General features: G+C 63.6%; 21 protein-coding genes. 8 read left to right on the forward strand and 13 right to left on the reverse strand.

Annotated elements, in window-relative coordinates; translation table 11 throughout:
• Positions 1 to 246 precede the first annotated feature (246 nt).
• Together GOACH_RS16675 and GOACH_RS16680 are read left to right on the forward strand one after the other, a co-directional pair.
• Complete coding sequence (locus tag GOACH_RS16675; protein ID WP_005177198.1) at positions 247 to 615, forward strand: DMT family transporter; 369 nt, start codon at positions 247 to 249, stop codon at positions 613 to 615.
• An 81-nt stretch (positions 616 to 696) separates the two neighbouring features.
• Positions 697 to 1845, forward strand: coding sequence for an MFS transporter (locus GOACH_RS16680; RefSeq protein WP_005177202.1), 1149 nt, complete (start codon positions 697 to 699; stop codon positions 1843 to 1845).
• A gap of 32 nt (positions 1846 to 1877) precedes the next feature.
• Here GOACH_RS16680 and GOACH_RS16685 read toward each other — a convergent pair whose 3' ends face one another.
• Both GOACH_RS16685 and GOACH_RS16690 read right to left on the reverse strand, forming a co-directional pair.
• Positions 1878 to 2762, reverse strand: a complete 885-nt coding sequence (locus GOACH_RS16685; protein WP_005177205.1) for a M56 family metallopeptidase — start codon at positions 2760 to 2762, stop codon at positions 1878 to 1880.
• Positions 2759 to 3142 (reverse strand): BlaI/MecI/CopY family transcriptional regulator, encoded by a 384-nt coding sequence (locus GOACH_RS16690; RefSeq protein WP_005177207.1) that lies wholly within the window; start codon positions 3140 to 3142, stop codon positions 2759 to 2761. Before GOACH_RS16690 ends, GOACH_RS16685 begins: the two co-directional genes overlap by 4 nt.
• A 252-nt stretch (positions 3143 to 3394) precedes the next feature.
• Between GOACH_RS16690 and GOACH_RS16695 the strand changes: the two genes are divergently transcribed.
• From GOACH_RS16695 to GOACH_RS16705, 3 genes are all read left to right on the forward strand, one after another.
• Complete coding sequence (locus GOACH_RS16695; protein ID WP_005177209.1) at positions 3395 to 4156, forward strand: aromatic amino acid hydroxylase; 762 nt, start codon at positions 3395 to 3397, stop codon at positions 4154 to 4156.
• Positions 4149 to 8084, forward strand: a complete 3936-nt coding sequence (locus tag GOACH_RS16700; protein ID WP_005177211.1) for a non-ribosomal peptide synthetase — start codon at positions 4149 to 4151, stop codon at positions 8082 to 8084. Before GOACH_RS16695 ends, GOACH_RS16700 begins: the two co-directional genes overlap by 8 nt.
• Before the next feature lie 73 nt (positions 8085 to 8157).
• On the forward strand, positions 8158 to 8631 hold the full coding sequence (locus tag GOACH_RS16705) for a DUF2231 domain-containing protein (RefSeq protein ID WP_005177214.1): 474 nt from the start codon (positions 8158 to 8160) through the stop codon (positions 8629 to 8631).
• A 55-nt stretch (positions 8632 to 8686) separates the two neighbouring features.
• On the opposite strand, the gene GOACH_RS16710 is transcribed toward GOACH_RS16705, so the two are convergent.
• The 3 genes from GOACH_RS16710 to GOACH_RS16720 form a co-directional block, all read right to left on the reverse strand.
• A complete protein-coding gene (locus GOACH_RS16710) occupies positions 8687 to 8914 on the reverse strand; it encodes a ferredoxin (RefSeq protein WP_005177215.1) in 228 nt (75 codons plus the stop codon).
• A gap of 1 nt (position 8915) precedes the next feature.
• Positions 8916 to 10007: an NADH-ubiquinone oxidoreductase-F iron-sulfur binding region domain-containing protein gene (locus GOACH_RS16715; RefSeq protein WP_005177216.1), complete on the reverse strand. Its 1092-nt coding sequence runs from the start codon at positions 10005 to 10007 to the stop codon at positions 8916 to 8918.
• 552 nt (positions 10008 to 10559) lie between these two features.
• Positions 10560 to 11627 carry an FAD:protein FMN transferase gene (locus tag GOACH_RS16720; RefSeq protein WP_245551927.1) on the reverse strand — a complete coding sequence of 356 codons (1068 nt, stop codon included), beginning with the start codon at positions 11625 to 11627 and terminating at the stop codon, positions 10560 to 10562.
• Positions 11628 to 11642: 15 nt separating this feature from the next.
• On the opposite strand from GOACH_RS16720, the gene GOACH_RS16725 reads away from it, so the two are divergent.
• Together GOACH_RS16725 and GOACH_RS16730 are read left to right on the forward strand one after the other, a co-directional pair.
• Positions 11643 to 11915, forward strand: coding sequence for a hypothetical protein (locus tag GOACH_RS16725; RefSeq protein WP_157227799.1), 273 nt, complete (start codon positions 11643 to 11645; stop codon positions 11913 to 11915).
• 260 nt (positions 11916 to 12175) lie between these two features.
• A complete protein-coding gene (locus GOACH_RS16730) occupies positions 12176 to 12856 on the forward strand; it encodes a response regulator transcription factor (RefSeq protein ID WP_005177223.1) in 681 nt (226 codons plus the stop codon).
• Here the strand turns inward: GOACH_RS16730 and GOACH_RS24325 are convergent.
• The 8 genes from GOACH_RS24325 to GOACH_RS16770 all read right to left on the reverse strand — a co-directional run bounded on the left by GOACH_RS24325 (position 12826) and on the right by GOACH_RS16770 (position 21118).
• A complete protein-coding gene (locus GOACH_RS24325; protein ID WP_306302293.1) occupies positions 12826 to 13158 on the reverse strand; it encodes an ATP-binding protein in 333 nt (110 codons plus the stop codon). The two genes, GOACH_RS16730 and GOACH_RS24325, sit on opposite strands and share 31 nt — an antisense overlap.
• Entirely contained in the window at positions 13073 to 14260 is a 1188-nt protein-coding gene (locus GOACH_RS16740) for a sensor histidine kinase (RefSeq protein ID WP_005177228.1), read from the reverse strand. Before GOACH_RS16740 ends, GOACH_RS24325 begins: the two co-directional genes overlap by 86 nt.
• Positions 14261 to 14435: 175 nt before the next feature.
• On the reverse strand, positions 14436 to 15122 hold the full coding sequence (locus tag GOACH_RS16745; RefSeq protein WP_052004048.1) for a phosphatase PAP2 family protein: 687 nt from the start codon (positions 15120 to 15122) through the stop codon (positions 14436 to 14438).
• Positions 15123 to 15237: 115 nt separating this feature from the next.
• On the reverse strand, positions 15238 to 16164 hold the full coding sequence (locus GOACH_RS16750; protein ID WP_052004049.1) for an Lrp/AsnC family transcriptional regulator: 927 nt from the start codon (positions 16162 to 16164) through the stop codon (positions 15238 to 15240).
• Between the two features lie 74 nt (positions 16165 to 16238).
• Positions 16239 to 17198 (reverse strand): agmatinase, encoded by a 960-nt coding sequence (gene speB / locus GOACH_RS16755; protein ID WP_005177233.1) that lies wholly within the window; start codon positions 17196 to 17198, stop codon positions 16239 to 16241.
• A complete protein-coding gene (locus GOACH_RS16760; RefSeq protein WP_005177234.1) occupies positions 17195 to 18811 on the reverse strand; it encodes a N,N-dimethylformamidase beta subunit family domain-containing protein in 1617 nt (538 codons plus the stop codon). The genes speB and GOACH_RS16760 overlap by 4 nt, the downstream gene beginning before the upstream one ends.
• An 80-nt stretch (positions 18812 to 18891) precedes the next feature.
• Complete coding sequence (locus GOACH_RS16765; protein ID WP_245551928.1) at positions 18892 to 20247, reverse strand: APC family permease; 1356 nt, start codon at positions 20245 to 20247, stop codon at positions 18892 to 18894.
• A 463-nt stretch (positions 20248 to 20710) separates the two neighbouring features.
• Complete coding sequence (locus GOACH_RS16770) at positions 20711 to 21118, reverse strand: hypothetical protein (protein ID WP_005177247.1); 408 nt, start codon at positions 21116 to 21118, stop codon at positions 20711 to 20713.
• Positions 21119 to 21358: 240 nt separating this feature from the next.
• Here GOACH_RS16770 and GOACH_RS16780 point away from each other — a divergent pair, with 240 nt between their 5' ends.
• The gene (locus GOACH_RS16780; protein ID WP_005177248.1) at positions 21359 to 22186 is read left to right on the forward strand and encodes an SHOCT domain-containing protein; all 828 of its coding nucleotides are present in this window, start codon (positions 21359 to 21361) and stop codon (positions 22184 to 22186) included.
• The last annotated feature ends 12 nt before the right edge of the window (positions 22187 to 22198 follow it).

Genomic DNA, 22198 nt, shown 5'->3' on the forward strand with positions numbered 1-22198 from the left:
TGTTGCCTCGTTCGGAGTGAACACCTTGGGCGGCAGCCGTCGAGCCGACGGCGACGTGGAGCGTCGAGTTCGTCGCCTGCTCGTCGAGCCCGACGAATCGATGGGTCCTTAAGCGCCCCAGAGGGTTGCCTCGACGAATGACTGCTCGACTCCGACGCTGCGGCGCCGCGTCTGCCCCTGACGTTGAAACCGACGAGCGTGTAGAGAGACGTTGACGTTTACAGTGTCCTCTGTGAAGATGGCGTAATGGCCTATGTTCTGCTGATCGCCGCCATTCTCAGCGAGGTGGTCGCGACGATGTCGCTGAAGGCGTCCGAGGGTTTCACCAAGCTGACCCCGTCGATATTCGTCGTGATCGGCTACCTGCTGAGCTTCGTCTTGCTCGGATTGGCCCTCAATCGCGGACTGCCCGTCAGCACGGGGTACGCCATCTGGGCTGCGGTGGGGACGACGGTCGTCGCGATTCTCGGCGTCGTCATCTTCCGCGAGTCGCTGTCCGTTGTCGCGATCATCGGCATTGGGCTGATCATTGTGGGCGTGGTGCTACTCAATGTCGGTGGGGCCGGCCACGGTTCGGGTTCGCGCTCCTCCGGCGATGTCGTCAGCAGCGAGTAGAGGCGGCAGGAGAGTGAACGTCAGGGGGCGGCGTCGTCTCGGAGCGAGCAGTCCTTGCCACTACGCCGCATCCGAAGCCAGATGAAGCGCGTCCTCCTCCTTGCGGTGGCGCAGTTCCTGGTGATCATCGACGAGACGTCGACCTCGCTTCTCGCGCCGCTGATCGCTCGTGACTTCGACGTCGGTGCGCAAGCCCGACAGATTCTGGTCACCCCGTTCGCGGCCGCGTTCGTGTGTGCGCTGCCGTTGGTGGGAGTGCTGTTGCGGAGGGTGGATCCGCGGAGCGTCGTCGCACCTGCCGTTATTGCCTTCGGGTTGACCGCTGCAGCCGGTGCGGTCGCTCCCACGCTGGGATACCTTGTTGCTGCTCGTGTTGCGCAGGGCTTTGCTGCCGCGGTGGCCGCCACGTGCATCGTGGCGGCGCTGCACCAGATCACACGTCACGATGATCGGCGCGTTCGAGCCTTCGCGGTCTTCTCCCTGGTGTCCGGTTCGGGTGCTATCGCCGCCCTCCTGTTCGCAGGAGCGTTGGCGACGTACTCGTGGCGTTGGTGCTTCGGGGTGATCGCGGTGGCGTCGGTGACTTGCGGGTGTGTGCTGGCGCTCGCGATGCGGCACGTGTCTACGGACCACGAGAACGACCTATCTACTTCTGAGCGCGTGCGTCGCCCCGGTGGAGTAGCAGGCGTGTCGGAGGCGTTCACTCGATGGACACTGGCGGCCGTCGTCGGTGCGAACGCCGTCCTTTCGCTGACGGTCATCACCGTGAGTTTTGCACTTCAGTTGGACAATGGGTGGACGGCGATATGGGTGGGAGTGGCGCTTCTTCCGGCCAACGCGGCCGCCGGGATAGGTGCACTACTCGTGGCCGCCTCCGGTCGGCGACTGTCGGCTCCACGATTGCTGGCGGTAGGACTGGCGCTTCTCGCGGTGGCGTGTGTGAGTGTCGCGTTCACACGTTCGACCCCCATCCTGCTGCTGGTCGCCACGATTCCCATGGGCCTCGGAGTCGGACTCGTCTTTCCGATTGCCAATCAGGGCACGCTGGAAACCGCCAGCGATCGACCGATTTCGCGTGCGGCAGCGCTCGGAGTGGCGCAGCAGCTCGGATTGGCGGCAGGAGCATTGGCCGCGGCGAGCCGGTCCGGTCCGGTGATGATCGGCGTGTCAGCGCTTGTGGCCGGACTCCTGGGCGCGTTCACCGCAGTCGGTCGACTGCGGCGGCCCTGAGCAGGCCAGGACGCACAGCTCATCTGTGGACGTCAGCGGAAGACGGCGGTGGGCGGCTCGCCCTTCTCTGGTGCTGCACAGTCCTCGACGACATCACCGAGTGCTGCACTCACCATCAGAGCCGCAATCGCTATCGATGACACGACGACGATGGCGCGCTTCGGCGTGGTGGTGGGAGAGGGGTTGGTGAGCGCACGGATGCGTCGCGCGACGTCCCCGCCACCGCTGTGCAGATCGGACGAATTCGCTGAGCGATGTGTATCGGCCGTGGCGAGGGAGGCGCGGGCGATGGCACGAAGCAGTGCCGTGCGATTGTCCGCCGCCGCCACTTCATCGGCATGCCGTTCGGCGGCGTGACGAACCGCGCGAGCAGTACCGGCGGTTATCGGATTCAACTGTGCAGACAGTTCGCCCAGCTGAATCCAGATGGCATGTCGATAGCGCAGATGCGCACGTTCGTGACCGATCAACGCGGATACCTCGTCTGACCGCAAGACATCGCACATCCCTGTGGTGATGACGACGACCCCCGGTCCGACGGGACTTGCGAACGCATCAGGCACGGGATCGTCGACGACGAGCACGTCGGTTCCCGAAGCGGTGGCGCGGGCGAACGTCTGTGCTGAGCGATAGCTCATCCATACGCGCCAGGCATGTCGCACCATCACCCCCAGACGCCAGGCGGCGAGGGCCAGCAAAGCCGCACCCAGGATGTGTGCAGGGACGGAATGCGCCCTCAGGCCGACAGCGGCGACAGCTGCCACGGAGGTTGCCGTCGCAACCACCACCGCGGCGGTCATGCACGGTATCCCGACTGTGAAGAACCGCGGTGCCAGGGCGCGTTCCAGTCGCGGTGTGAGCACGAGGCTGGCGCCCAGCAGAACCCACGGCAGTACGGCTGTGATCGCGAAGCTCATCGTCCGTGCTCGTCAATGTCTTTGTCGCCGGCCAGAATTCGCATCAGAAGCGCCTCGTCCTCTGGCTCGAGGGAGGCAACGAAATTGACGAGCACATCGGCACGGTCGTCGCGGGTGTCCAGTGTCCTGCGCATACGCAGGGCCGCACGCAGCGCGGGAAGCGAATCGACCGGCGCAATGAGCCGATAGGCGTACGCACGACCGCGTCGTTCCCGGCTCACCAACTCCTTGTCGGCCAACCGCACCAGCGCTGTCATGACGGTGGTGTGCGCGAGCGGGTCCGGCAACTGTGCAGCTACCTCGGCCACCGACATCCATTCGCCGGCCCCGAGTGCTTCGATTACGTCGTTCTCGAGTTCACCGGGACGCCGTCTTCCCATGCAGCTGCCGCCTCGATTCCCGTCCATGTTCACTCGCGCCCGTCGGTACCCAGCGTCGGTAACCAACCAACACCGGCGAACGCGTGTGGACCATTATCCACACAATCCGAGGTCAAGGCAGTAGCGAGAATCAGCTGCTACATTCGTTGTAGTAAGTCAGCTCATGGTGCCTGCCCGGCGAATCATCGGCGATGACGCCGCCACCCTGTTGCTTCCAGTGACTGCGCGCGAGCAACCAGAAGGGACCCGACGATGACGACGACTGCAGACATCCGAGCTGAGCGCGAACGCGTGTGCTCGGCGTACGAGGCCGGCGGTCCGCTTCCGTGGTTCGAGTATTCCGAGGAAGAGGACGCCTTGTGGACCCAGATCTTCGGGGTGCTGGCGGGCAAACACGAGCAGTTCGGGTGCGCGCGCTATCTGTCGGCTGCGCGGCTCGTGCAGCTGCCCACCGAGCACATTCCACAACTGCGCGAGGTGTCGGAATCACTGTGGTCCCTGACCCGATTCCGCCTGGCGCCGGCGATAGGGTCGTTGTCCGGTCCGCAGTTCTACAACCCCATGGCCGACGGAATCCTGCATGCCACACCGTTCATCCGCCCGGCAGCGCAGAAGGATTTCTCTCCCGAACCGGACATCATCCACGAGATCGTCGGCCACGCTGTGATGCTGGCAGATCCGGACTTTGCCGAGCTCTATCGCCGCTTCGGTCGAGCAGCGAGCGCAACCCGCTCCGATCAGCTGCGTACCGCACTTGCCCGGTTGTTCTGGTTCACGATGGAAGTCGGAGCGGTGATGGAGGAGGGACGACTACGCGTCTGTGGAGCCGCACTACTGTCGTCGGCGTCGGCGATGGAGTCACTCGCCGACGGTGACCTACGCGAGTTCAGGATCGACGACATCCTTGCCAGCGAGATCGACGACGGGGTGCACCGTCCTGCGTTGTTCGTCGCCGAGTCGATCGACGCCATGCTGGCCGAGGTCCGCCACTTCCTCGAGGGCGTCGTTGACTGAGTTGTCGAACACCGCGTGGCGAGACGGTGTCGACGGCGCCACCACCGATCACTTCGACCTGTCAGCGGCACAGTCCGAACTGTGGCTGGCACAGCACATGTATCCCTCGATACCTTTCTCGATCGCGCAGTACACCGACCTGCGTGGACCGATCGACGTGGGACTCCTTGAAGAAGCCACTGCCCGCGCGGGACGCGAACTGCAATCGCCGCAACTGCGCTTCGCGCTCCACGGCACGCAACCTCGCCAGTTCATCGATGACGACCACGATCCGACATTCGACCTCGTCGACCTGACCGACAGCGCAGACCCGGCGCACGACTCGCAGGTGTGGATGGACAGGGATCACCAGTCCGCGGTTGATGTCGTCGGGAACGACATCAACCGCGCGGTCGTCTTCAGGCTCGGTCCGCAATGGCACCGATGCTATGGGCGCATTCATCACATCGCCATCGACGGTTACGGCGCCGGGCAACTGCTCGCTCGGGGAGCGCAGCTGTATTCGGCTGCCACCCAGGGATACTCACCGCCTCCATGTCGAGCGATGTCCCTGGAGGACGTCGTTGCATCCGACCGCGACTATCGACGATCACCCAGATTCCTCGCCGACCGTGACTACTGGCGCGACAACCTGGCCGGATTGGACAGGGTGACACGGCTGACCGACAGACACGCTCCACCGTCGGCGCACCCGCACGTTTCCCGAGTGCGACTCGACTCGACGACGATGAGTCAGCTCGGTGATGTCGGAGGTCGCACCGACGCCGGAATCACGGAAGTGATCGTCGCGGCTGTCGTCGTGTACCTCGCGCAGATGACCGGCGACCCCGACGTGACCCTGTCGCTCCCGGTCGCTGCACGCACCACGGCGGCGCTACGACGCTCGGCAGGCATGGTGTCCAATGTGGTGCCGCTGCGAGTGAAAGGTGTTCCCGCCCATACCGTTGACGATCTGGTGCGCCAGGTTCGAGTGGGCATCATCGGCGCGCTGCGCCACCAGCTCTACCGGCACGAGGACCTTCTGCGCGATCTGGGCGCGGGCGTGGCAGGACGAAGCGGGTACGGGCCGATGATCAACGTCGTGAGCTTCCCCGACCACATCGAGTTCGGTGAGGCGCGGGGTCGCGCGCATCTGTTGTCTGCCGGGCCCGTCGACGACCTGACGATCAACTGCTACCGATTCGGCGACGGGCCGCTCAACGTCGACTTCTTCGCCAATCCCGCACTGTATGACGTCGACGATCTGGATCGACACCGGCGTCAACTGCTCGCCTGCCTGTCACGATTCCTCCTGGCGTCCGGTGATCAGCGGGTGTCGACTCTCGGCTCTCGCAATCCTGGCCGTGCGCAGGGCGCCGAGGTGTCGCACGCGCAGTCCGGGGGATTGCTACCGGACCTATTGACGGCCGGCGTCCGAAGCGGGGATCGGATCGCCCTGCGCTCGACGGAACGTGCACTGACGTACAGGGAACTCGACGCTGAGAGTTCTCAATGGGCGCGGGTGTTGATCGCGCACGGCGCGGGACCAGAAACCGTCGTCGCAGTGATGTTGAGTCGGTCGGTCGAGTCGGTTGTGGCACTGTGGGCGGTTGCCAAAGCGGGTGCGGTGTTCTTCCCGATAGACCCCGCCGCACCGGCCGCACGCATGCGCACGCTGCTCGCCGATTCGCAGGCGCAGCTCGGTGTCACGATGGGCCGCTGGCGGCCTGTGCCGGGTGACGACATCGACTGGCTCGTCCTCGACGAGGAGCGATTCACCTCATCGGCGGAGGGGATGTCGACCGGGCCGGTCACCGACACCGAACGCCTGCGACCGCTACACGCCGCTCACGCAGCGTATCTGATCTACACATCAGGCTCGACCGGACAGCCGAAGGGTGTGTTGACGACGCACGGCGGGCTCGCAGCACTGAGCGACGACCTGCTCGATCGATACCATGTCGACGAACAATCGGTTGTACCGCAGTCTCATTCGCCGTACTGCGATGCGGCGATGCTCGAGTACCTCTCTGCGTTCGCATCCGGCGCACAGCTGGTCGTACCACCACCTGATGTCGTGGCGGGCGAGTCCTTGTCGCAGATACTCCAACAGCACGCGGTCACACACCTGATGGTCACTCCGACGGTCCTCGAGACCCTCGACGCCGATCGACTCCCGGCGCTGCACACCGTGGCGGTCGGTGGTGACAGTTGTCGGCCGAGGGTCGCCGAGCAGTGGGCGGGTCGCGTTGCCATGTTCAACTCGTACGGCCCCACGGAGGCTACCGTCGTGGTGACCCAGACCGATCCACTCGACGCCCGTTCTTCTCGGGTTCCGATCGGTGGCGCAGTGGCCGGGGTGCGGCTCTACGTGCTCGACGAGCGGCTGAATCCTGTTGAGCACGGCGCCCGCGGCGAGCTGTACCTCAGCGGAAACGCGCTCGCGCGAGGCTATCTCGGACGTCCGGGTACAACAGCGGGCTCTTTCGTTGCGAATCCGTACGGACCCGATGGGAGCCGGTTGTACCGGACCGGGGATGTGGTTCGTGAATTGCCCGACGGGACACTCGAATACGTCGGGCGAAGCGACAGTCAGATCTCGCTTCGGGGACAGCGCATCGAGCCATCGGAGGTAGAAGCTGCACTTGTTGGCCATCCCGAGGTCGACCAGGCGGTCGTCCGGATGTGGTCGTCGACCTCACTCGGCGATCGGTTGATCGGATACGTCGTGAGCGCTCATCCCGACGGAGACCTCGATCGCGCCGCGGTCCTGGCCTACCTGCGCACCATTCTCCCGCCCGCCATGATCCCAGCGATGTTGGTGGTGTTGCCCGCGATTCCCATCAATCCCAGCAGTGGGAAGGCGGACAGATCTGCCCTTCCCGACCCGCATACGGTGGCCCGACCGCCGTATCGGGCGCCGACGTCGACGACCGAACGCATGGTGGCACAGGGAATCACGGACATCACCCGACAGGTGAACGTAGGTCTCGACGACAACTTCTTCGAGCTCGGCGGCACCTCACTGACAGGGGTGGAGCTCTGTCGACGGCTCTCCGAACAGACCGGCACGATGATCGGGATCTCCTTGCTCTTCGCCCCGACGGTTGAGGCGCTGTCCGCGGCCGTCGAGGCCGCAGGCTCCAACGACGTTGGAAATGCAGACAATTTGGCGATGCGTACCGTACTTCCACTGCGTGGCGAAGGATCGGGCACACCGCTGATCTGTGTGCATTCGGCCGTACCGCTGGCGTGGTGTTATTCGGGTCTACTGCGCTACGTCGGCGACCGGCCCATCCTGGGCTTGCAGTCGCCCGCGATCGGTCGGCACGGCACGGCGCAGATGACCGTCGACGACTTGGCATCGGTCTACTGTCGCGAGATCGACCGCCTTCGTCCCGTTGGGCCGGTGCATCTGTTGGGATGGTCCCTCGGTGGTCAATTGGCGCATGCGCTTGCCGCGCAGTTGCGCGCCGAGGGGCGCGAGGTAGGCCTTGTCATCATGCTCGACAGTGTGGCGTTTGCCGAGGGTGTGTCGCCGCCCGCCATGCCCAGCCTCCGCGACCTGGTCACGCATCTCGAAGGCAACGAGTCTGAGATTGCCGACGAACGGCCACTGTCGCTCGACGAGGCGGTCATGCTGCTGGCCGACAGCAATGGCCCCGGTCGAGGATTGACCGGCGCCGAACTCAGCGAATTGCACCAGGGATACGTCGAATGCGTCTCGATGTCGGTGACGTACCGGCCCAAGCAGTTCGACGGCGATCTGGTGTACTTCTCGGCACAACGTGGAGTCACCGCCCCGCTTGACTCGACAATGTGGCGGCCGCACGTCTCCGGCGACATCGTCGAGCACCGTGTGGACGTGACGCATGCGCAGATGACCAATCCCGAGGCGCTGGGAGTGATCGGGCCACTACTCGATGCCGAGCTTCGACGACGCCGATGATCCGAGAGGCATCAGGATCGCGACGGAATCCGGGTTCAGCGTGCTTTAAGCGGCCGTCAGCGACACTCCCGCTATGAACACCATTACCGGCCTGCCCGCCCACCCGCTGTTGGTTCACCTCGCTGTGGTGGTCATACCTCTGACCGGCCTGCTCGCGGTGCTCACCGCGACCTGGCCTGCGGGACGTCGTCGACTGGGCGTGATCACACCTCTCGTCGCACTGGTGGCTGTGGTGGTGACTCCGCTGACCGCGTCGGCCGGGGAGGCACTCGAGAAGCAGGTGCCTCGAACCGGGTTGTTACACAAGCACACCGAGATCGGTGGGCAGATGAACTACTGGGTAGCCGCGCTCTTCGTGGTCGTCGTGTTGTTCTGGGCCGCTCATGACGATCGGCTGCTCGCTCGGGTGTCCTTCGCGCTGTCGTCGAGAACCCTTCGTTGGTCACGAATGGCGCTGGCGGCTGGCTGCGTCGTGGTCGGGGTCGGTGCGGTCATCGTCGTCGTGCTGGTCGGCGACTCCGGCGCTCGTGCCGTCTGGCTTGGATAGTGGCGTACCCACTTCGATTTCTGGCGAGCGGGAGGCAGGGTGCTTCACCTGCCCGCTACCGCCAACGAAGCGCACGGGCAGGGCAGAGTCGGATGGCTGTGGCACCTGCGTCTGCCGGGACCTGATCGTCGTCGACGATGGGGTAGCCCCACTCGTCGAGTCGTACGTAATCAGCGAGTACGACTGAGCACAGACCGCGCCCGTCGCAGGCGACGCGGTCGACTGCGAGGCGGGGTTCGGTGCTTGGTGGTTCGACGCCGGTGAGGCGGTTGATCAGAGTCATCTCATACCTCCGTCAACTCGGTTCGTGTTGCCGACAGCGGCGCGTTCAAGGACGACGGCGGGCGTCTGTCCCCGAACGTCCGCAACGCGGATTCCACGAACTCGACGACGCCGTCGGGATGACGACATGCGCCTCGTCGGCGTAACTGAGATAGTCGTTGGGCGAGTCGGTACCGCTGGTCGGGCGTGGGCGCGCTGAGGACTCGATTCAGGTCCTCTGCGAGAGAGGGCAGCCCGAATGTGCAAGGGCCGCATCGCCGAGCTGATTCACCCGCTGCGTAGGCAACTGTGTCACCGACCAGTCGCCACGGATCGGTACGCGCGTCGAGGGCGGTGATGATCGCGGGACCGATGCGCAGACGGTGGGGAGCGAGACCGTCTGCGGACCACTGCGTACGAGTGGCCAATCGGGTCGGCAGGAATCCTCCGGCGATTCCGTTGAACCACAGGTATTCCGACGATATCGATAGCCCGCCGGCCATGGCGAGTAGGTCGTGCAGCCCAACTCCCGCGGCTGTTTCGTAGATTCCCGGACGGGCGACCACCCCGCCCAGGGCGACCAGGCGGGGGCCGGGCTCGGTAGACGTACCGATCGACCGGAACCACCGCGGCCCACGGTGGACGATCTGCGCTATACGCCAGAGTGTTTCGGCATTCAAGACCAGGGTGGGCGGTATCGGCCTACCCGTTGACGAGCGCGCTCCCGAGGTGATCGGCGCGAAGCGCATGATCGGTCGAGCCAGGTCTCCCGCGGCCAGCGCCGCCAGTGCCGATTCCTCGGAGGATACGTATCGTTGCGGTACCTCCAGTGCCCGCAACCCGGCGCGACGGACGAGTTCGAGCGTGGTCGAGTCGCGGTGAGCCGCAATCTGGAATCGGTCGCCGACGATGTGCTGCGCCGCGTCGATCACCTCTCGAAGGTGATGCGCGATGACCCAGGCGTCCTTACGTGCACCCCACTCGCCGTCGCAGGCGTTGATCACGAGGGAGGCGTCGTTGTCGACGGCCGCCCGCAGTTTCACAGCGGTGGGGAACGAGGCCCCACCTCGTCCGCAGAGTCCTGCGGCGGCGACGAGGTCGATCACTGTGCTCATGTCCACTCCCTGACGAGTTCGAGGTGACGGGTGCGCGATGTGGTTCGCAGGTAGCCGAGGCGTAGCGCGGCGGCGAGAACGATCGTGACTGCGCAGGTGATGGAGTGCCGGTGAGGACCGGCTGGTCGGAACTCGACATGATCAGTGCGTGGATGACGGCGAAGAGTGCCATCGCGTAGGCAGAGAAGTGCACCGCGCGCCAGGCTCGCTCCGGAATCCGATGGCGGAGCAGTGAAGTGACGATCACCGTCAGTCCCACGTCGAGCGCTATCGTCCCGAGACCCACGGCATACCGTTCGTACCTCGAGGCGAACGGAACGATCAGCGACTGCCAGCCGATATCGACGTAGGTATCGAGCACCGCCGTGAGTACATGACAGGCAAGAAACACCAATGACGAAACAGCCAGGCTCCGGTGAAGCACGGTCGCCGTCGCCGATCTCCCGCCACGTGTCGTCCCGGCCGTCACAACTCCGAGAACGAGTACGGCGGTGAACATGAGGAGACTGACGATCCCAGCGGCGCGGGAGGCGTACCAGAGCCATTGCCCGCTCATCGCTGGGCCCCGGCATCTGTAGCGGTTGCCGGTGGCCATCCGGCGACCCGGGTCTCGGCTCCGTTGTGGGCAATCAATAGTGCGGGAATGCCTCTGTCCGACAACCACTCCGGAGCATTCACACCGAGAATGACCGACGCTGTCGACGCAGCGTTCGCCCACTGCGTCGCCGCGCACGCACAGGTCACCTGCGCCCACGGAGTGCGCGCGGGAGATCCGGTCCGCGGGTCGATGATGTGGTGCCGTCGGCGTTGTCCCGTTTGCCAGACACGCACTTTCGTCGACGACGTGGCGAACGACTGACCACCGTCGGCCACAACCACTTGTCGGGTCGTTCCGGTCCAGTCCACGACGCCGACTCGCCACCCGCCACTCGGACTTGGACCGGCGGAGGCGAGGTCGCCTCCGAGGTCGAGCAGAATCCCTGCTCCGACTCGACAGGCGATCTTGGCGGACCACTGGTGCGCTGCGAAGGCTTTGGCCGACGAACCGAGATCCAGTGCCGCTCCAGCGCTCACGGTGAGAGTGTTTCCCTGAAGTACGCACTCCGAGCCCATGTCTACGCCACGCGGGCGATCCGTGGATCGCGCACTCTCGGTGCGGTGACGAACCACTTCGATGTCGGCGTCGTATCCCACAGCGATCAAGGCGTTTCCGACCGTTGGAGTGACCAGTCCGCCGGTGAGCGACTCGACCTCGAGAGCATGGGCGAGAAGCTCGGCGAGTTCCTGCGATACGGACAGTCGTACGACATCGCGGCCTTCGCCCGCCGCGATTCGTGATGCGCGATTGATCTGAGCCAGTTCACTGTCGGTGCGGAAGCGCGACGCGACCCTATCGAGGCTCTCGAGACGGTCGGCGAGCATCACACGCGCGGCATCGAGAACGGTGGCATCGGGCGTGAGCAGGCGGACATGTGTGCCGATGGCGCGCAGGGATAACGAATAGACCCGCTCGGCCTCTGCCGTGATCGTCCCTGCCGTGATCGTCCCCGTCATGACGCGGCCGTGTCGGCGTGAGAGTTCGGACTGTCGCTGTTGCTCAAGGGCGACGTCGGCGACCATGTCCCGGTTCCTGACGTGCCGTCCGACGAGCTGCCGTCTGATGTCGTCACGCTCGACGGTGTACCCGGGTTCGTGGTGGGCGACGGGGTCGTCGTCGAGGGCGTGGTCGTCGAGGGTGTCGAGTGGTGGGAACTCTCGGCGCTGGCCAGGCCAGTGGCTATCGCTGCAGTGGCGACCGCCGCCGCAGCAGAGATCCCGACGGTGATCCACCGCGCACGGCTGACAGGATTGACGGTGTTCATGGGTGACTCCAAGGGCTGGCAGCCCCATCGTCAAGCCGATCGCTGACGACGGATACTGCTTTTGGTGTGACTCCATGATCGGCAGTTCGCCTGAAGAGTCGCTGAAAGCGCACTGTCAATACGATCCATCCATCACCCCTGGTAACGCTAGGTTTCGCTACTGCCTTGGGCGACGATGTCAACCACGACGCGGTACTCAGTGTTTCCACAGCGTGCAGGTCGTAGCGTGCAGGGGCCTGATGCTCGGAACGATGCCAGAGGTGCGCCGGCAGGTGAGTAATGTGTGGGCGGGAACGGAGAACTCAGGTGCGCGTGCTCATCGTCGACGACGATCACAATGTCGCGGAAACCGTACGCCGGATGATGGTGGCCGAGGGGTGGGTCGCAGATGTGGTCGACGACGGAGCGGCCGGGCTGGAGAAGGCGTCAACCGAACACTTCGACGTCGTCGTCCTCGACATCATGATGCCGGGCCTCAACGGCTACGAGGTCGTTCGGTCGATGCGCAGCCAGGGCGTGTGGACACCGGTGTTGATGTTGACTGCCAAGGACGGCGAGTACGACCAAGCCGACGCCTTTGACTTCGGCGCCGATGACTATCTGACCAAACCGTTCTCGTTTGTTGTGCTGATCGCGCGACTGCGGGCCCTCGCTCGACGAGGCGCACCGGCGCGTCCGGCAGTGTTGACCGCTGGGAGTCTGACGTTGGACCCCGCAGGCCATACTGCGCGCCGTGGCGACACCGAACTGACGCTTACTCCTCGTGAATTCAGCGTGCTGGAGTTCCTGTTGCGCCACAAGGGTGAAGTGGTGACGAAGCGCGAGATCCTCGATTCGGTCTGGGACATCAACTATCGCGGTGACGAGAACGTGGTCGAGGTGTATGTCAGCTATCTACGTCGGAGAATCGATGCGCCATTCGGCTGCAAAGCAATCCAGACAGTACGCGGCGTAGGCTATCGGTTCGCCGAAGACGGTGGGGATTGAGTATCCATCTGCTGCAACGGGAGTCGGAATCCGACAGATGCGCCTCCGTAGTCCGAATCCTCAATGACGACGACCCCGCCATGGGCACGCACGATCTCGGTGACGATCGACAACCCGAGCCCTGAACCTCCCGATCCTCGCTGCCGTGACGTGTCGAGTCGCACGAACCGGTCTGTCACGCGCGACTTCTCGCCGTCGGGTATTCCGGGGCCATCGTCAGACACGGTGACACTTACTGTGTGACGGGGCGTCATCGACATCCATTCGAATTGCAATGCGACTGACTGCATATCGCATCGCATTGTCGACGACGTTGCGCAGGGCTCGTGCCAACTTGTCGGCGTCGCCGCTGACCCGGGTCGCCTTGAGGGACACGTCGACGGTGTGCGTGGTCACGGCGTCGAGGCGAACGGCTTCTGTGTTGACGATCTCGTCGAGGTCGACGTCGTCGACTCGCAGAGGGATACCGCTTTCGTCTGCACGTGCGAGGATCAGTAGGTCTGCAACCATCCGCTGCAGTCGCAGTGCATCGGGAAGCAGCACGGAGTCGACAGTGTCGGCGTCGATCGGTTGGCATGTGGTGCTCGACAGATCGAGAAGCCCGACGATGGTGGTGAGCGGACTGTTGAGTTCATGCGAGGCATCGTTGACGAACTGCAGTTGTCGTTGTCGGGACAACGCGATGCGATGAAGCATCTCGTTCATGGTGCGCGCCAGAGCCGCAATCTCGTCCGCGGTTGCTGGTACCGGAACTTGCTGATCGAGGTCCCCGCCGGTGATCTCCTCGACGCGGATCCGGATGTCGTCGACCGGTCGGAGGGCGCGACCAACGAAAACGTAGGTGAGTATGGCCATACCGATGACGATGAACGGAAACACAATCGAGCACAGCACTCCAAGAGCGGCCACGGTAGCATTGATCGGAGCTTCTTCGGCGCCGACCTGGACGGTGAACGTACCGTTTGCGGTTCCCACGCCGAGCGCGGTTGCCTGGAATTCTTGGTCGGTGTCGGTTGCACGCGCGCCGTGAACGGTCAGCCGATGCCCTGCTTCGAGCGGCGGCGCCATGGGGCGCGAGTACATCGGGTTGTTGGTCACTCGAATGGCACCCGATGCGTCGGTGATCTGGATCGCGGCCACGTTCTTACTGGTGGCAAGTAGCGACTGATCGATACCGGCAGGGCCCCGTTCTGTTCTGATCGAGCCGGCTATCTGCTCGGCTCGCGCCGATGTCTCAGCATCGGCGTTACGCAGCAATACGTGATGCAATGCCTCGACCATGACAACCGCCGCAATGGCCAATGCGATCATGACCAAACCTGTCGCGACAAGGGTCAACCGCATGCGTATAGGACGAATCCATTCGGCGGCTCGTCGAAGCGCTGCAGCCGGATGCTTGTACACGTGTCGAGACTAAACACGGTGAGCGGCGCCGTACACCGCTGAGCGTGACGCCGGTGGTGATGTGCCGCGAACCACGTGGCGTACTCCCTCAGCATCGTTCCGACAGAGTGACTGGCCGTGAACGTCATGGCGTTCCCGTCGGCAGGGCCATCACTATCAGCGAGGACGAACATGGCTACGAGCCAAAGTGTGATCGCTGCCCGTGGGTGTGGACGCGGTGGAGAAACGAATGTCGCCGATCCGCGACTGTATCGGCGGCTGGGAGCACGAGCAGCGCGCAGGCACCGGCGACGCACACCGCCGCCATCACGTCTGTGATCCAATGCGCGCCCAGATAGAGCCGGGTCGCCGAGGCAGTCAGAACCACGATCGCGGCGCCGATCCACGTCGCGATCGCGCCACGGCGATGCATTCGGCCAGCGGTCAGCGCCGCAATTGCGAAAGCCAATGCAGCAGTGCCGGTCACATGGCCCGACGGAAACGAGTAGGTGGTCTCGAGGACCCCTAGTTGGTCCGTGACCGGCGGTCGAGGTCGTGCCACAACCAGTTTCATCACCTCGCACAGAACAGCGGCCGCTACGACCGTGCTCAGCAGGGTGGCGGATCGGCGCAGCGTGCCGTCGTGCACGTAGAAGGTAAGCCCGGTGATCCCGGCCCATAGCGCGACAGCCCACGGACCGAAAAGCACAGTCAGATACGTGGTCGCGGTCGTCAGCGCGGGGGTACGTATGCCTACAAACCAGGACATCACGACGCTGTCGATTCGAACGGGTGCTCCACCAGACAGCAGAAACCGCAGCGCGTAGACCGCGGCAACCATCAATAGGACACCTCCGAGCGCGATCCTCACACGTGTTTGCATGGCGCAAGCATCCTCGCGCCGTGCTGTGGAATCGCTGAGTCACGCTGAGTAGTGCTGTTGCAGCCGCGTGGCGTGAGCCGGAAGCGTCGGTGACCGCGAGGCCCGGTGGCGAGCACTAGCCGACTGGCGAGTGGTCGTAGTCTTCCTTGACGAAGCGAAGGTGAGTCCAGGTATCGACAACGTGAACGCCTGGGCTGGCGCGGATCAGGTCAATGACTTCGGCCATCTGTGAGTGCGAGACCGAAATCGCGGTACCGATGACGGCGTAGCGGCCAATGGACGACGCAAGGTACTGGATGGTGTCCCACTCCTGCAGTTTCTCGATGACGGGACTCGAATCACCATGAACAGTGAGCCCGAATCCCACGACATGCTGGGTGTTGAGTACGTCAGGACGGATGCGCGCTCCGATATGCAGTACACCGCCGTCGATCAGACGCGCGACACGCGTACGCACTGCGGATGGTGAGAGTTCCGTGTGTTTGCCGAGTTCGACAAAACTGGTACGACCGTCTCGTTGCAGCATCTCCAAGAGCAGCCGATCGGTGGTGTCTACGTCACTGACAGACAACGGCCTGGGAGGCCAGTACGCGTCTTTGGCGATCGAGAGGTAACTGGAAGTGGTGACCTGGGCGACCCCGTCAATCGCGGTGATCCTCGCCAGCGCCGCTGCAAGACTCTGCTGATCGGCACATCGCAACTCGACCACCAGAGCATGCGCTCCGGCGGTGACACTGACAAACGGTACGTCTTCATCGGCGGCAAGCACCTCACCTACCCGGGCGGCAGGACCCGTCACGACGACCGACGCGTGCGCATAGGCGTGCAGCCCGAACACCGAGGGGTGGACAACCCCTCGCACTTCGACGATTCGATCGTCGAGAAGACGCAGAACCCGTGCCCTGGTTGATGGACGTGATAGTTCGATCGCCTCGGAGATGTTCTGAAAACTCGCACGCCCATCGTGCTGAAGCAACTCGATGATGCGTCGATCGATGTCATCGATCGGAGGTTTCGCAGTGGCATTCGCACCTGTGGCCATTGCTTCACGGTATAAGAACGAACGGCGACCGAAACCGTCTGGACGCTCACCGGTCACCACTACTCGGTGCTTCCTCAGCGTCGCGCCGGTACCACACTGAGCAACTCGTAGGCGGTGTGCGCCGCCGCGAGCGCGGTCAACTCGGCGTGGTCATAAGCAGGACTCACCTCGACGATGTCCATCCCCACGATGTTCAAGCCCGCCAGGCCTCTCACCATCTCCAGAAGTTCGCGACTTGTCAGGCCACCTGCTTCAGGGGTGCCCGTGCCCGGCGCGTGAGCCGGATCCAGCACGTCTATGTCCACCGACACGTACACGGGCCGGTCACCCAACCGTGCCCGCATTCGGTCGATCAGCGCATCAATGCCGGTACGAGCGAACTCGCGGCAATTGATCGCCGCGAACCCCATCTCTTCGCTCTCGTCGAGGTCGAGCTTGGCATAGAGAGGGCCGCGCAATCCGACGTGCATGGAGTGCTCTCTGTCGATCAGGCCTTCTTCGGAAGCACGACGAAACGGTGTGCCGTGCGTATACGGTTCACCGAAATAGGTGTCCCAGGTGTCCAAATGGGCATCAAAGTGCAGAACGGCGAGGGGGCCGTACATTCGGTGAGCAACGCGCAGCAGCGGCAACGCTATCGTGTGATCGCCGCCCAGGGTCAGCAGAGTTCGTCCGGTCCCGACAAGCGACGAAGCCGATGATTCGATGGCGGAGATTGCAGCTCGGATGTCGTATGGACTGACCCCGATGTCTCCGGCGTCGGCAACCTGGTTGCGCGAGAACGGAAATCGGTCGTTCGCCGGATTGTAGGGTCGCAGTAGCCGTGAGCCCTGTCTGATGTGCGTGGGGCCGAATCGCGTGCCCGGTCGGTAGCTCACACCACTGTCGATGGGGACTCCCCAGATGAGTACGTCGGCGTCGGCCACGCTATCCAGGCGAGGTAGTCGAGCAAAGGTACTCTCGCCGCCGTACCGCGGCACTACCGCCGCGTCGACCGGACCGACAGGCGCTGGCATGATCGTCTCGTCGTTCATCGTTTCCTCCCGGCAATGTCTTCTGCTGCAGGCGAACCCAACCGATCGAGTACGTTGCGAGTGATTCGTTCGGTGAAGCCGTCGTGGCGCATCAGTCCACTGACCCATTCCGCCGATCCGGCATTGAAGACCGTGCCGGCGCCCCTGGAGTATTCGGCAATCATTCCGGAACCGAACTCTGTATCAAGATGATCCGGAGTGTCCCCGTTGAACATCGCGTGAGCGAGCTCTTCTGCCTCATCGAGAGGCGCACCGATGGCGACGGTACCGTTCCAGAGGTCGCGCGAACCGCGAACGGCCGGCGCCATCGCAATGATCTGGAGGTCACTGCTGGCTCCGTCGGCGCCCGTGGCGTACGGCAATCCTTTCCGAAAGGTGTAGTCGACGCCGTCCACCTCGAAACCGAATACGACGATCGGGGCTGCACCGAAAACGTCGCCGTAGTAGAGGTCCGTGCCTTTCAGCGCCCAATGGTCCGGCCGATAGACCGTGAACCCGCCGCTCGACCGAGGCGTTGTAGCACCGAAGCGCGAATAGATTCCGGCGTTGCCGGTGAGCCCCATCGTGTGTGCTCCCGGCCGGTTGATCTCCGGCCAGTCCCACGCCGTGGTCACGCGCGTCGGATCAACCGTGAGCATCGGGTCGGCGGCCGGATCTTTGAAACAGGTTTGGGTGCCTGCGTCGAGATCAAGGCGCACCTGCCACAGGAAGTTCCCACCGAACCTGGCGAGGCCCGCGCCGCCATCGACAAATGCGTCGATTCGATCGCGCATTTCCCATGTCCAGTACTCGTCGTGCCCGGCGATGACTGCGCACGAGTAGCCTGCCAGCGCGTCGGAATCCGCGTGCAGATCATGCTGGGTCACATGATGAAAGGTGTAGCCCTGTTCCTCGGCCCAGACGGTGAACGGTCGTTCGTACGTAGCCCAGAACGAATCGGCGTGGTGGCGGGAATAGCCATTGAGCCAAGCCCATTCGTAGGCGGGGTGTCTGGGAATCCATCCGGGTTCGGGGCTGTCGGTATGTACGTTGCGGGGCGCGCCTGCCGGTTTCCGCAGCATTCCCCGTGCGACGGGACGTCGGGTAGACGACACGGGACTTGGCAGGTCGTCGCCCTCCTCGTTCACCACCCCGCGATAGTGATTCGCCCCGCCCCAATCGTTGTACGCCAGCATCGTGCTCGTCGTGTGGATCAGCACGAAGTCAGCGTCGGCGGGCGTTGACGATCGAACGATGAAGAAGCCCTCGCTCTCGACCACACGTCCGCGATGTCGTGCTCTCAGAATGACGAGATAGAAGCCGGACTCCCACTCGGAATCGACGACGACCGACAGCGATTCCGGCCAGCCGCACCCCACCGCATACGCGTCGGCCGGCGTCGGGTGTTGTCTGCCGGGAAGTCCCGTTTGAGTAAAGACCGTCGTGGGGCGAGCGCCGTCCCGAATGATCTCCACGTCGTATTCATCGGTGTTCGCGTAGACCATGATGGAGACGTTCTCGCCGCCCAGGTAGCTGAATTTGTCTGTGTAGCACCATAATTCAGATGCCTCGGGATACTGGCCCGGTCGCTCGATCAGTCCTCCGGGTTGTGACCACGCCTGCAGCTTGTCCATACTCACCTTCCTCTTTCTGTTCTGAGCTCATCCGGTCCACACGTCAGGTGATCTCATGTCGGCATCGGTCGATGTCGTGGTCACTGGTCGCCGGACCTGCGGCGGCGGTGCGTACGCGTCAGAATGAACCCCCGGGTCAACCCGACGCCGGCGGCGACGACCAGCGGCACGAAGATCAATGCGTTACCTGCCGTGCCAAGTCCGGTGAGCTGTCCCATGTTTGCGACGAGGACGACAGCGACCATGGCGAGAACTATCGCCGAAGCAGTCGGTGCCACGACTCGATTCCATCGGGATTCGCCGTAGTCGTTGCGTCGGAAGAATCTCACAACGGCGACCGACGTCAGTACCTGGAGGACAAGAACTGTCAAGATCGTTGGGCTCGTGGTCCACACCACGACCTGCGTGTATGCGTCCGTGGGTGTAAAAGCAAAAGCAAGCAGAACGCCCGATACCAACAGGTACTGGACGACACCCGCAACACTGGGAGTCATCGTAGTCGGTGAGACGCGGCCGAGAACTGACGGCACAACCCCGGTTCTTCCCATCGCGAACAAATAGCGAGTGCACACGTTATGCAGTGCGAGACACCCGGCAAAGAAACTCGTGACAATCAACAAGCGCATTACTTCGGTCATGGTGGCGCCGGCAAACTCACTGTTGAGCGTGAATACCAATGCTGATGGGTCGCCCGAAAGAACATCGCCGATTCTGCTGATCCCGATGGCCTGCACGATAACCCATGCGCAGAATGTATAGATGAAAGTCAAAGCGGCAACAGCAATATATGTCGCCCGGGAGATCGTTTTCGCGGGCTCGACGCACTCATCGCTGTACACCGCTGTTTGCTCGAATCCGACAAATGATGTGAATGTGAGCAGGAAAGCGCCGGCGACACCACTGGAGAAGACCGAGCCGAATGTTATTCCGGCCAGTGAGATACCTTCGTGTCCGCCGTGCGCCAGGACTGCTACGCAGAAGACCGCGAGGGTGCCCAGCTCGAGAGCCATGAGCACGAGAAGGATTCGCGCTCCAAAATCGACCTTCCGGTAAGCGATAATTGCCACGACCACCGAAACGACCAGCGCGCAGACATAGATCGGAGGTGTCAATCCGGCAATGGAACCGACTGTCGCGGAGAGGAAGACGCCGCATGCCAGCACAAAACCGATCTGGCCGCCCAGATAGCCGACGTAAGCCAGTAACGCCGCTCCGGCTCCCACGGTCCGAGTGAATCCCTCGGAAATATAGGCATAGAAGGCTCCGGATCCTCGGAAATGTCTACTCATTGCCGTGTAGCCGACAGCAAAGAGTAGGTATATGAGGCCCGGCACCAGGTAAGCCAGGGGGAACGATGCCCCCGCGGCGCCGAGTCCCAGAGGAGCGAAGCCGACCAGCACTGTTAACGGCGATGCCGCTCCGATGACGAAGACCACGAGGTGTCGAACCTTCATCGACCCGCTGTGCAGAGGGTTGCCGTCGTCGTCCGCGGACGGGCCGACGGCTGTTGCGGCTGGTGTATCTGTCATCAGGCGTTCCTAGTGTGAAGGCATGAGCTGAACGACGAATGCTCGGGAGGGACGCATCGCCTCTGAGCTGCGGGCTTCATTGACCACTCGGCCGACATTCGTAGGCGAAACTGCACAACTACCTACGAATAGTTCGTACGAGTACTCTTGCACAGACATATAGAGAGGTCAACTGCAGATTCTGCGTACGCTGTCCGTCAAGATCGGAGAATGGGGGGTGGAGGATGTCGGGTGGTCGCCGCTCGCGACGTGCCGAACCCTCCACCGAACTGGAGCAGTGCAGCTCGCGATTCATGCTCGGCATCTACCGTGTTGCTGGTCAGGGTTCGCTTCTCACGGCGAAGGGGAGGTGGTCACCGACGGGCGGTGGTCACCGACGAAGCGTAAAGGTGAGTGCCGGTGTACTTCCCGCGACGCCGATGCCGTTGTAGCCGCCGCGTCCGTCTGAGGTGAGTTCGTCGCGGATGCCGGGGAGCCCGGACCGTGCGTAATCCACGACGATGACCGGCCGGCCATTGACCACCGAGTTGGCGCGGTAAACGTCGGCGGGGACGATTCGGCCGGCAATCGTGTCGTTGATGACCGTCGCGCCGGTGAAGTCCTTGCCGAACCAGATGGCATTGGCAGGCGTCGACCATCCGGTCAGCTGCCCGCTGTAGTGGCCGGTGGGAAAGGGCGGCTGCGGGGCCGCGTGAGCCTCGCCGTTCAGAGACCCGACGAGAGTGAATGCTGCGGTGGCCGTCGCTGTGACGACTGCCGTGCGGAGGGCTGTTCTCATTGGTCGTCTCCTGATTGGCGTGGCGCTCTCTGCTCAGGGTTCGACACAAAGAACGGCTCGGATTGGCCGTCAGTGGTTCCCATCGATGGATCCGAGTATGTGAACGGATCGATCACCGAGCCTGCAGCCCGCGGATGAGGACTGACGATCAACAACAGCAGCAGCTTCGAATCGCCCCCTGCCTGGCACCGGCTCGGCTCGTACACTTGGTGCGCATTCCGACGACGAAAGAGTCACAGCATGCAGGGCGCACTCACCCCCGACGCCGAACGGGCGATCACCGACATCTCCAGCCGCTACGGGCTGTCGCAGGATGCCGTCCTGGCGATGCTGTACGCCGTCAACAGCGGCGGCGGCACGATGGCGCAGTTCTCCATCCCCGAGCTCGGTGGCTCGGGACAGTGGATGCGCGGTGGCATGACGATGGTCGGCAACATGTTCGACAACGCTCTGAAAGCGCGGGTCGACGGCCTCTGCAACGAACTGTCGCAGCTGCTCGCCACGACTGTGGTGTTCCCGCCCGCCGCCGCATCCGGCTCGTCGTACGGCTTCGCCACCGCGAACAACTGGTGGCCCGCCGACCTCGGTGTGCCGAGTTCTACCGGTGGACAAAACGACTCGAAGTACGCGGTCTTTCCTGCGACACGGCGTCTTGCCATCCAGCAGAACGGCGTGACTCGCGTGTTCGACACCGGTGAGCACCAGATCGGCGGTGTCCAACAGCAACAGGGCGGCTATCCCGGTTCGGTGAGCTTCTCGAGTCAGTTCGGCACCTTCGACGTGTCGAGCCTGACCGAGCTGACCAACCAGCAGGTGGAGGCGACCCCCGTCGCGGCGCCCGCCCCCGAGCGGCCGCAGACGGCACCGACTCCCGAGCCGTCCACTTTCGTACCGTCGCAGTCCGCGCCGTCGATGCCGGAGCAGGCCCCGCAGGCACAGACCCCGCCGTCCGTGCGTGGCGACGACGTGTTTGCCGCCATCGAACAGCTCGCTGGTTTGCACGACCGCGGCATCCTCACGGACGAGGAGTTCGCAACGAAGAAGGCCGAACTCCTCGCGCGCCTGTAGCTCTCGCCGCGC

Source organism: Gordonia aichiensis NBRC 108223, from assembly GCF_000332975.1.
Taxonomy (GTDB): Bacteria; Actinomycetota; Actinomycetes; order Mycobacteriales; family Mycobacteriaceae; genus Gordonia; species Gordonia aichiensis.

What these genes read in the sequence shown, in the direction of transcription:
- GOACH_RS16675 (WP_005177198.1), top strand. Translation starts at nt 247, where the DNA reads ATGGCCTATGTTCTGCTGATCGCCGCCATTCTCAGCGAGGTGGTCGCG.
- GOACH_RS16680 (WP_005177202.1), top strand. Translation starts at nt 697, where the DNA reads ATGAAGCGCGTCCTCCTCCTTGCGGTGGCGCAGTTCCTGGTGATCATC.
- GOACH_RS16685 (WP_005177205.1), bottom strand. Translation starts at nt 2,762, where the DNA reads ATGAGCTTCGCGATCACAGCCGTACTGCCGTGGGTTCTGCTGGGCGCC.
- GOACH_RS16690 (WP_005177207.1), bottom strand. Translation starts at nt 3,142, where the DNA reads ATGGGAAGACGGCGTCCCGGTGAACTCGAGAACGACGTAATCGAAGCA.
- GOACH_RS16695 (WP_005177209.1), top strand. Translation starts at nt 3,395, where the DNA reads ATGACGACGACTGCAGACATCCGAGCTGAGCGCGAACGCGTGTGCTCG.
- GOACH_RS16705 (WP_005177214.1), top strand. Translation starts at nt 8,158, where the DNA reads ATGAACACCATTACCGGCCTGCCCGCCCACCCGCTGTTGGTTCACCTC.
- GOACH_RS16710 (WP_005177215.1), bottom strand. Translation starts at nt 8,914, where the DNA reads ATGACTCTGATCAACCGCCTCACCGGCGTCGAACCACCAAGCACCGAA.
- GOACH_RS16715 (WP_005177216.1), bottom strand. Translation starts at nt 10,007, where the DNA reads ATGAGCACAGTGATCGACCTCGTCGCCGCCGCAGGACTCTGCGGACGA.
- GOACH_RS16720 (WP_245551927.1), bottom strand. Translation starts at nt 11,627, where the DNA reads ATGGTCGCCGACGTCGCCCTTGAGCAACAGCGACAGTCCGAACTCTCA.
- GOACH_RS24325 (WP_306302293.1), bottom strand. Translation starts at nt 13,158, where the DNA reads ATGCGATGCGATATGCAGTCAGTCGCATTGCAATTCGAATGGATGTCG.
- GOACH_RS16745 (WP_052004048.1), bottom strand. Translation starts at nt 15,122, where the DNA reads ATGCAAACACGTGTGAGGATCGCGCTCGGAGGTGTCCTATTGATGGTT.
- GOACH_RS16750 (WP_052004049.1), bottom strand. Translation starts at nt 16,164, where the DNA reads ATGGCCACAGGTGCGAATGCCACTGCGAAACCTCCGATCGATGACATC.
- speB (WP_005177233.1), bottom strand. Translation starts at nt 17,198, where the DNA reads ATGAACGACGAGACGATCATGCCAGCGCCTGTCGGTCCGGTCGACGCG.
- GOACH_RS16760 (WP_005177234.1), bottom strand. Translation starts at nt 18,811, where the DNA reads ATGGACAAGCTGCAGGCGTGGTCACAACCCGGAGGACTGATCGAGCGA.
- GOACH_RS16770 (WP_005177247.1), bottom strand. Translation starts at nt 21,118, where the DNA reads ATGAGAACAGCCCTCCGCACGGCAGTCGTCACAGCGACGGCCACCGCA.
- GOACH_RS16780 (WP_005177248.1), top strand. Translation starts at nt 21,359, where the DNA reads ATGCAGGGCGCACTCACCCCCGACGCCGAACGGGCGATCACCGACATC.